This window comes from Salinadaptatus halalkaliphilus (assembly GCF_006543045.1).
Lineage (GTDB): Archaea > Halobacteriota > Halobacteria > Halobacteriales > Natrialbaceae > Salinadaptatus > Salinadaptatus halalkaliphilus.
This window is the reverse complement of sequence record NZ_RBZW01000070.1, coordinates 63,562-72,533: the sequence shown is the minus strand read 5'-3', so window position 1 is coordinate 72,533 and position 8,972 is coordinate 63,562. Positions and strand designations below refer to the sequence as shown.

8 protein-coding genes and 2 pseudogenes are annotated in these 8,972 nt (G+C 59.2%); 8 read left to right on the top strand and 2 right to left on the bottom strand.

Annotated features, from left to right (window positions below; translation table 11 throughout):
• A partial coding sequence (locus D8Y22_RS19595) for an isocitrate/isopropylmalate family dehydrogenase (protein ID WP_246084523.1) occupies nt 1-178 on the top strand: 178 nt, incomplete at its 5' end.
• A 251-nt stretch (nt 179-429) separates the two neighbouring features.
• On the opposite strand, the gene D8Y22_RS19590 is transcribed toward D8Y22_RS19595, so the two are convergent.
• Nucleotides 430-1,227, bottom strand: coding sequence for an SDR family oxidoreductase (locus D8Y22_RS19590; RefSeq protein WP_141466354.1), 798 nt, complete (start codon nt 1,225-1,227; stop codon nt 430-432).
• A gap of 408 nt (nt 1,228-1,635) precedes the next feature.
• Between D8Y22_RS19590 and D8Y22_RS19585 the strand changes: the two genes are divergently transcribed.
• The 3 genes and pseudogenes from D8Y22_RS19585 to D8Y22_RS23560 all read left to right on the top strand — a co-directional run.
• Nucleotides 1,636-2,403, top strand: a complete 768-nt coding sequence (locus tag D8Y22_RS19585) for an IclR family transcriptional regulator (RefSeq protein ID WP_141466353.1) — start codon at nt 1,636-1,638, stop codon at nt 2,401-2,403.
• Nucleotides 2,404-3,219: 816 nt separating this feature from the next.
• Nucleotides 3,220-4,383, top strand: coding sequence for an enolase C-terminal domain-like protein (locus D8Y22_RS19580; protein ID WP_141466352.1), 1,164 nt, complete (start codon nt 3,220-3,222; stop codon nt 4,381-4,383).
• 111 nt (nt 4,384-4,494) lie between these two features.
• Nucleotides 4,495-4,659: pseudogene (locus D8Y22_RS23560) on the top strand (SDR family NAD(P)-dependent oxidoreductase); the annotation flags it as partial.
• Nucleotides 4,660-4,978: 319 nt separating this feature from the next.
• On the opposite strand, the gene D8Y22_RS19570 reads toward D8Y22_RS23560, so the two are convergent.
• A complete protein-coding gene (locus tag D8Y22_RS19570) occupies nt 4,979-6,319 on the bottom strand; it encodes a DUF362 domain-containing protein (RefSeq protein ID WP_141466350.1) in 1,341 nt (446 codons plus the stop codon).
• A gap of 106 nt (nt 6,320-6,425) precedes the next feature.
• Here D8Y22_RS19570 and D8Y22_RS19565 point away from each other — a divergent pair, with 106 nt between their 5' ends.
• The 4 genes and pseudogenes from D8Y22_RS19565 to D8Y22_RS23000 all read left to right on the top strand — a co-directional run.
• A complete protein-coding gene (locus D8Y22_RS19565; RefSeq protein ID WP_246084520.1) occupies nt 6,426-6,788 on the top strand; it encodes an enolase C-terminal domain-like protein in 363 nt (120 codons plus the stop codon).
• Between the two features lie 62 nt (nt 6,789-6,850).
• Nucleotides 6,851-8,497 carry a thiamine pyrophosphate-binding protein gene (locus D8Y22_RS19560; RefSeq protein ID WP_141466349.1) on the top strand — a complete coding sequence of 549 codons (1,647 nt, stop codon included), beginning with the start codon at nt 6,851-6,853 and terminating at the stop codon, nt 8,495-8,497.
• Between the two features lies 1 nt (nt 8,498).
• A pseudogene (locus D8Y22_RS23455) lies at nt 8,499-8,653 on the top strand (mandelate racemase); the annotation flags it as partial.
• A 99-nt stretch (nt 8,654-8,752) separates the two neighbouring features.
• Nucleotides 8,753-8,972 (top strand): helix-turn-helix domain-containing protein (locus tag D8Y22_RS23000; RefSeq protein WP_246084519.1); only part of this gene is annotated, 220 nt, incomplete at its 3' end.

Sequence of the window (8,972 nt, the reverse complement as noted above, 5' to 3'; positions counted from 1 at the left end):
GATGCTCGAGTACCTCGGCTGGGCCGACGCCGCCGACCTCGTCCGCGATGCCGTCGAAGAAACCATCTCCTCGGGGAAGGTCACCTACGACCTCGAGCGCCAACTTGAGGACGCCGAGAAACTCGCCACCAGCGAGTACGCCGACGAAGTCGTCGCCAACATCGAGAACGTGTCGTAGACGACGGCTCGAACGGGCCTTGGGACTGATACGGTTTACTGTAATCCGTATGATGCTTTCGAAGAGCGCACCGAGACCGCTCTGCAGACGGTCAGGCTGCCGATCGATCGAGACCTCTCGAACCGGTCTCGCCTCGTTCTTCTGGCGCGTACGCGGGGAACTCAAACTGCAATTCGGTCTGTGATGGCCTGCGATAGCTGCTATAGCTTCCTCGGTCAAAAAATATCCGGCACTCGAGGCGGAGGTAGCGATCAGAACGCGCTCGAGGACCATCCGCCGTCGACGTGGAGGATCGAGCCGGTCGTGAATCCGGCCGCCGGTGACGCGACGAACGCGACTGCACGGCCGAACTCTTCGGGCGAACCGAGTCGCGACAGCGGTAATTCCTCCTCGCGTTGCTGTTCGGCTTCCTCGATGGAAATCCCTTCCTCGTCGGCCAGCATATCGATCTTGTACTCGATCCGGTCGGTGTAGATACCCCGTGGTGCGACACAGTTGACTCGGATACCGTCGCCGCCGAACTCGTTGGCCATCGTCTTCGAAAGGCCGTAGACACCGGGACGGAACACGTTAGCCAACGAGCCGGAAACGTTTGGCTCGAGTGCCGATGCCGCAACGAGGTTCGTAATCGACCCACCGCCCTCCTCGAGGTATGGCAAGGCGATTTTACACGCTTGGACCGTACTTCGAACCACACCTTGATAAACGTCGTCGAACTCCTCGAGCGTGGTCTCGGCGAACGTCCGGGATGGTGGGCCACCGTGGTTCGTGATCAGAATGTCTAGACCGCCGAGATCGTCGATCGCACCAGTCATCCCCGATTCGATCGAATCGGGGTCGGTGAGGTCACAGACGCGATATTGGAGTTTATCCGGGTTTTCGTCGACGGTATCACGAATCTCCTGGACAGTGTCCGCCAGATTGTCCTGATCGCTAGAGGTGATGACTACACTCGCCCCTTCGGCGAACAGTTGCGTGGCAACGGCGCGACCGAGACCCTTACTTCCAGCGAGTACGATCGCTGACTTATCAGCTACGTCCAGATCCATGGTGACAATGAAGATACGAGAGGCATATATCCGTCGAAACCGGTAGAAGGCGAGTGTGAATTGACCTAGGCAGTCGACGGTTGAAACGCTACCAGTTCTGTCCAACAGTATGAGCCGCTCCATCGAGAACGACGGCTCCACGTGCGGACGCCGGCAACGCTCATACGGACCGTTGTTACCGGTGATCACCGAACCCATCCGGGTGATCACCGGTAAAACGCTACAACAATCCGTATCAGTCAACCAGGCCGTTCTGCAGGGCAGAACGTTATAGTGGTGTTCGCTATCTTCGTCCATCGCTTTAGCAGCACTCTTTCCGAGCCAGTATCGGGGTATATACACCATCAAAAATAGAACGAGTATTCCATAACACGGGATTTTATAAATAACTGGCTACGATGGAGTACTATGAAAAACGAGGGAGCAGCCCGGGTGAAGGCTACCGAAACGACGCTATCGGTGATCGAAGCGCTCCAAACGCTCGACGGAGGACGAGTAAACGAAGTCGCGGACTACCTTGACAGATCACCCAGTACAGTACACCGGCACCTGAACACACTACTCTCACAGGACTTCGTCACGAAAAACGGGGACAGCTACCAGCTTGGCATGAAGTTTTTGACGGTCGGCGGAGCCGTACAAAATAGCGACCCCGCCTACCGCCTGGCGAAGTCGAAAGTGGACGAACTTGCCGACGAAACCGGCGAACGGGTCCAATTTCTCATCGAAGAGCACGGCTATCGCTACTACGTTCACACTGGAACGGGAAGCAACGCGGTCGAAACGGATAGTCAGATCGGGAAACAAGGCCCGTTACACTGTAGCGCGGCCGGAAAAGCGATTCTCGCGAAATTACCGGAATCGTACGTCGACGAGATTATTTCACGATACGGGCTTCCAGCAATGACGCCCAATACTATTACCGACAAAGACGAACTCTACACGGAACTCGAAACGGTCCGGGAAACCGAAATTGCATACAATTTCGAAGAATCGACTGAAGGACTCTCTGCGATTGGAACGGCCGTAACCGACGCGAACGAATCCGTCATCGGCGGTGTGAGTATTTCGGGCCCTGCCCACCGACTGAAGGCCGACCATCTCGAAACCGAGCTCACAGATCTCCTTCTTGGAGTCGCAAACGAACTCGAGCTCAAAATCAAGTACGAACTGTAACGAAGATGGAGTGACAGTAGTTGCCGGGACACTGGTAGTCGTCTATATGGCTAGATAATTAAGGTTAGGGCGGCAAGTGATTACACGGGTACAATAGTAAACAATAGTTAATGAACAAGTTAACTTGGAAAATTCTACCCTTAGTTAGGCACCAGTGTAAGTTTGTATATAGATTTGATATTACAATACAAACTAGTAACAGTCGTTGCTGGTGCAGCTGCGACCGTCCTGTGGCATCTATCCTGAAATAGCGTTCGGCGTATTGGACATAAAGTATTGTGATTAATTACCAATACTATTTTGAGAGTATGTCCGATATATCGTCTATGAATTATGGACACCTAGGTCATATTTGGAGTTTTTGAACGCCCTCACGGCTTCTGTCGGTCGATAAACCCAATCCGACAGAGTAGACCGATAGAAAGAATACTAAGTCTACAATTATTTACTACAAGAGTTCCATATATCTATCTTTTTCGTGTTTTAGTAATTATTTACCGAGTTAGATAGCCTGAATCGCCATATGCTGGTATCTAGAATCGGATCCAGCGAAACTGAGTTTGTCATTGAATATTGTGCTGTATATACAATATAGATCGCTGCCAATTACAATGGTAATTCCACTACTGATCACGAGGCTGAATAGTAGTCCTACAGATGTACCCCGACGCGGCTGACCCGCCATGCGGTTGCAGCAGAACCGGAAGAGAAGCAACAGGTGAACGGGCGCGATCGATCGTCGCTCCGGACGCTACCTGGATGAGCGATACGTATATACCCGTATTTGCTGATACAATAGACGAGGCGATCTGACGCATGGAAATCACCGCCATCGAACTCCACGAGTTCACGTTTGAACTAAAAAACGTTGGTACTGCAGGTGGGATTCCTGTCCACCAAGTCTACGACCCGGGCAACACGATCGAACCAGCCGGCCTCGTAGTGACGATCCGTGCATCCGACGGAACCGAAGGCCACTACCGGAGTATCACCTACGGGGAGTTGATGACTAAACACGTCGAGATGGCCGCCGAGAACGTTCTCCTCGGTCGAAGCCCACTCGAGCGGGAAGCCATCTGGCAGGATCTGTGGCGCGCATTCCGTCATACGGATCACTTCGGACTCGGGCCGATCGACATCGCGCTGTGGGATCTGGCGGGGAACTACTACGACGAGACCGTCTCGAAACTACTGGGGGGCTCGCGACGGGAGATTCCGGCCTACGCCTCGACGTTTTTCATGGACGACGCCGATGGCGGGCTCGATTCGCCGAAGGCCTACGCCGAGTTCGCCCGGACGTGTCTGGAACGTGGCTATCCCGGCTACAAGATCCACGGCTATCCCGGTGGGGATGTCGACACCGACATCGAAATCTGTCGGGCCGTCGGCGAGGCGGTCGGTGACGAGATGGATCTGATGCTCGATCCGGCGAGTGGCTACGAAACGTACCGGGAGGCGCTTCGCGTCGGTCGCGTCCTCGACGAGTACGACTTCTACTGGTACGAAGATCCGATGGCCGACACCGGTCAGAGCATCAACGCGAGCAAGAACCTGACGCGCGAACTCGAGACACCGCTGTTGGGCCTCGAACACGTTCGGACGGGCCCGTACGGGCGTGCCGACCACATCGCGGCGGAAGCCGTCGAGATGGTTCGGGCGGATGTCCACCAGGACGGCGGCATCACCGGCTGTCTGAAGATCGCGACCGTCGCGGAGGCGTTCGGCCTCGACGTCGAGTTCCATCTGGGTGGACCGGCGACACTTCACTGTCTGAGTGCGATTCGAAATACGAACTACTTCGAGCACTCCCTGGTCCATCCCCAGGACATCGACTGGATGAACCAGCAGGGGTTCGTCGATCCGCCGGAGCGTCTCACGGCCGACGGCACGATTCCCGTTCCGGAGGGGCCCGGACTCGGCGTCGACATCGATTGGCAGTTTATCGACGACCGCCGCGAGGACCACACCGTCATCAGCTGAAGACCCCAACACGCTGGACCGGGTACGGAACGTCACTGGTCTCGGCGATCGTTGTATGTTCCGCGTCACCACTACCCAAACTATAAGCTGACAGACCCGGAGTATCCGGCCATGGAGCTGGACATCCACGATAATACCACACTGGTTAGTGCCTCGAGCAGCGGCTTAGGGAAAGCTTCCGCAAAGATTCTTGCTCGGGAGGGTGCTAACGTCGTCATCAACGGACGAGATCAGAACCGACTCGAGGAGGCAGTAGACGAACTTCGCGAGAGCGCCGACGCCCTGCACGACGACGGCGGCGGCACCATCGTTAATATCACGTCCCGTAGCGTCAAGGAAGCGATCCCGCCGATCGCGCTGTCGAACACGGTCCGGATGGGCGTCGTCGGCCGAACTCAGGACTTCGTCGATCGGTTCGTCGACCTCTATCTGCACAATTACGATCGTCGCCACACCGACGAGCCGCTGACGAATGCGATCGTCGAGTGATACGGATTACTGTAACTATGTACCGTCGATCGCCGACCCCGTTTTGGCGATCGGCGGTAATTGACTACAGGAAACCGTATGAGACCGAAACCCACGTCCGGCGACCCTATTCGGGCGGCGTCGGCGACGGTGCCGTGAGGTCGCCGTCCTCGAGTTCGACCGGCTCCGCCTCGGCGACGACCCGGAGGTCGTCCCGCTCGCGGGCCTCTTCGAGTAACGCTTCGGAGGCGTAGAGTCGCTCTAAGTGCATCGTATCGGTCGCACGGAGCATCCTGACGGTGTCGGGTTCGCGGATACCGACCGTCGAGAGGCAGGCGACGATCCCGGCCCAGTCGGAGTCGACGGTCGCGGGAATGCGGGCGTTCTCGACGCTGCCGGAGGTGACCGTGTTGACGACGGTCTTTTCGATGTCCAAATCGGCCAGGAGGTCCTCGTGAATGAAATCCGCCTGCCCGACGCCCGTCGCGTTCCCGTGAGAGGCATCCGTCAACGAGCGCGTGTAGATGCGACGGATGAACGGGTTCTCCGGCGACGGTTCGTTGAACGGGAGGATACGGCCAGTTACGTTCGTGTCCATTCCGGCGCCGCTGATCTCCTTACCCTGTCGGTCGAAGACGACGACGTCGAGGTCGTCGAACGGCAACTGGGGCATGCGGTCGTAGGCCGTCTCGAGCAACTCCGCCTCGCGGTCGAGAAAGCCCGAGGCCGGAACGCCCTCGATGATCGCCGTGTGATCCCGCTCGTCTTCGACGATGGCGACCCCGCCCGCGACCGGCAACTGGTCGACGAGTCGGCCGGCGATCTCCGGGATCATGTTCCGAAAGCTCCAGTCCAGCGCCCACTCGTGGGCCATCTTTGCGCCTTCCTGTTTCCCCATCCCGATGACTAGCATCTTCGAGAGGCCGCTTTCGACATCGCCGGCGAACATCGTGTGGGGTTTGATCCGATTGACTGGCACGATCGCGTCGGCGGCGTAGGCGTTGGCGTCGACGTAGACTGGCACGTCTCGATCAGGCGTGTGACCGATCAACTCGACATCCATCGTCGCCCGGATCTCGCAGTCGACGTTCGACTCGGTGACATCGAGCGCCTCGAGCACCTCGAGTTGGCCCTCCCGCGTCGCCCCACCGTGACTACCCATCGCCGGAAAGAGGAACGGCTCGTAGCCGCGATCCCGGACCCCCTCGACAGTCCCGCGGACGATCGCCGGGAGATTGTTGATCCCGCGGCTGCCGACGCCGATCGCGATCTCACCGCCGGCAGGAACGTCCTCGAGATCGAGCGTGTCGACCGCGGCTGCGGCCCGCGATTCGATGTCGTCCGATGAAATCGGATCGGTCTCCCACACTTGCTCGATCGTCCCCAGTGCCGGAAGCTCGCGATCGCCACAGACGTTCCGAATCGTCTCCGCCGACACGATCCGATCGGATTCGTGGACCTGTTGCATACTAGCCTGCAAGGCAACCCACTAGATAAATCTAGTCACAGACGACGCGGGCGACGATGCTCGGGCGAGGATTTATATTTTAGCCGTCGACTTCGTCGCGCCTGACGTGCCGAAGACGGGTGGTATCGCCGAGTCCAAGAAGATCGGCGACCTCGCCGATACGTACTACTGTGCGCTGACGCCGCACAACATCGGTAGTCCCGTTGCGACGATGGCCGGCGTCCACGTCGGTTCGACGGTGCCGAATTTCCTCGCACTCGAGTTTCACTGCCGCGACGTCACCTGGTGGGACGACCTCGTCGATCGGTCGGAGCCGCTCATCCAGGATGGACGGATCGCCGTCCCCGACGAGCCCGGACTCGGGATCGAACTCGACTGGGAGTCGTCGACGACCACCGGAAGTAACGCCGCGTCCGTGCGGTTGGTGGGGGCACACATCCTGTGTGTCTTCGTCGTAGAACCGCGTTAGAGCGACTGTGGGTGGCGATAACACAACCATTATACCGTTGGGCAGAGAATCGAAGACAGAGTATGAATGCGAGCGACGAAATCATCGACTGTCTTACTCGGAACGGAATCGGAACGATCTTCGGCATTCCCGGCAAACAGACGCTCCCGCTGAACAAAAGCGTCAGCGAGCGCGACGACATCCAGTTCGTCATGGCCAGACACGAGACGAACGTCTCCCACCAGGCCTGGGGCTACGCCGAAACGAGTGGCGAGATGGCTGCGACGGTCGTCATCCCCGGGCCGGGGGACATGAACGCGATGAACGGCCTGAAAAACGCGCTCAACGACTGTACGCCGCTGTTGCACATCGCTGTCGAGACGGAGCCGAACGTCCGCGGAGGCGACGGGATCCACGAAACCCCACCGGATACGTACGACAACGTGGTCAAGGAGAACGTCACGGTCGAAACGCCCCAGAGCACGGTCGCCGAGCTCGAGCGAGCCATCGAGATCGCCCGAACGCCACCGACGGGGCCGGTTCGGGTCGGGATTCCGAAGGACTTCGTGCCGGCCGACGTCGAGGTGGCCGCTCGCGAATCCCGCCCGACGACGGCCCCACCGGAGCCACCGGAAGCCAAGATCCGGACGGCGAGCGAACGCCTCGCGAACGCGTCGTCGCCGGTCATCGTCGCCGGGGGTGGCGTCCGCGCGGCGAACGCGACCGAGGAACTCCTGTCGGTCGCCGAATCGCTCGATGCGCCCGTCGCCACGACCTACAAGGGGAAAGGAACGGTTCCGGAAGACCACCCGCTCGCGACGAGCGTCCTCTGTGGTGGGGCGAGTGCGGAACTGAAAGCCTGTCTCGAGAACGCCGACGCCGTCCTCGGCGTCGGGACCGACTTCGACGCGGTCTGGACGAAGCAGTGGGCCTACGATCTGCCGGCGGAACTGATTCACGTCACGCTCGAGCCCGAACACGTCGGCCGAGGCTACGAGCCAAGCGTCGCCATCGTCGCCGACGCCGGCCCGACGCTCGCGATGCTCGAGGACGACCTCGCCGAGCGCTCGATAGCGAGCGAGGACGGCGAGTCACGCGCGCGGCGGGTCAGAGAAGGGGTCGCCGATCGACTGGCCGAGCTAGCCGACGACGCCGAGCCGCCGCTGTCCTCCGCAACCGCGCTGGAAGCGCTTCGAGAGGGGCTGCCCCGAGAGACGATCGTCACGGCCGACGCCGGGGGGTCTCGGATCTGGACGCTGGTGTCGTTTCCCGTCTACGAGCCGCGTGATTACGTCAACCCCGGCTCGTGGGCGTCGATGGGCGTCGGCATCGGCGCAGCGATCGGTGCGAAAACGGCCAACCCAGATCAACCCGTCGCGGCGTTCATCGGCGAGGGTGGACTGCTGATGTGTCTCGAGGAGCTCCACACGCTGGTCGCCGAAGAGCTAGACGTGACGGTATTCGTGTTCAATAACGACGACTACGCGATCATCAGCGAAGAGGCCGAACGATCCTACGACCTCGAGCAGGGCGAGTACGGCTGGGCGGACGCGCCACTCGACGTCGCCACCATCGCCGAGGGAATGGGGCTGCGGACGGAACGGGCCGAAACGCAGGCCGAGATTATCGACATCGCCCGTGAGACCCTCGACACGGGGCCGACGCTCGTCGAAATTCCCACCGATCCGTACGAACCCCAGGCCGGCGAATTCATGGCAGGCGAGCACTGAGGTTCACACCGACACCGGAATACTGACGAAATACGCAGGCGAACATTCTCCCGGAACAGCACAGCGCAACATGGTCGCCGACTATCTGGTCGGCAAGAATCCGTGGCACCGCGAAACCCACTGGAGTGCGATCAACGCACGGTTCGAAAGTACGACGCCGACATCACGGTCACGTTGGAGGATCGAGCGATCGTATCGGTACCCCGTTTGGTAATAAGGAACAGATTTTTGGTACACAGCCACATACGACACATCATGTCCCAGCGCACACATAAACCCGACGTTCCGATCAAAGCGACCGAACGATCGATGGGCATCGTCGAGGAGATACGACGACGCGACGGTGCTGGAGTAACCGAACTGGCAACTCACTTCGGCGTGTCGAAAAGTACGGTCCGCGAGCATCTCACGACGCTCGTCGAACTCGACTACCTTCGACAAGATAGCGACGAGTACCACGTCGGACTGCGATTTC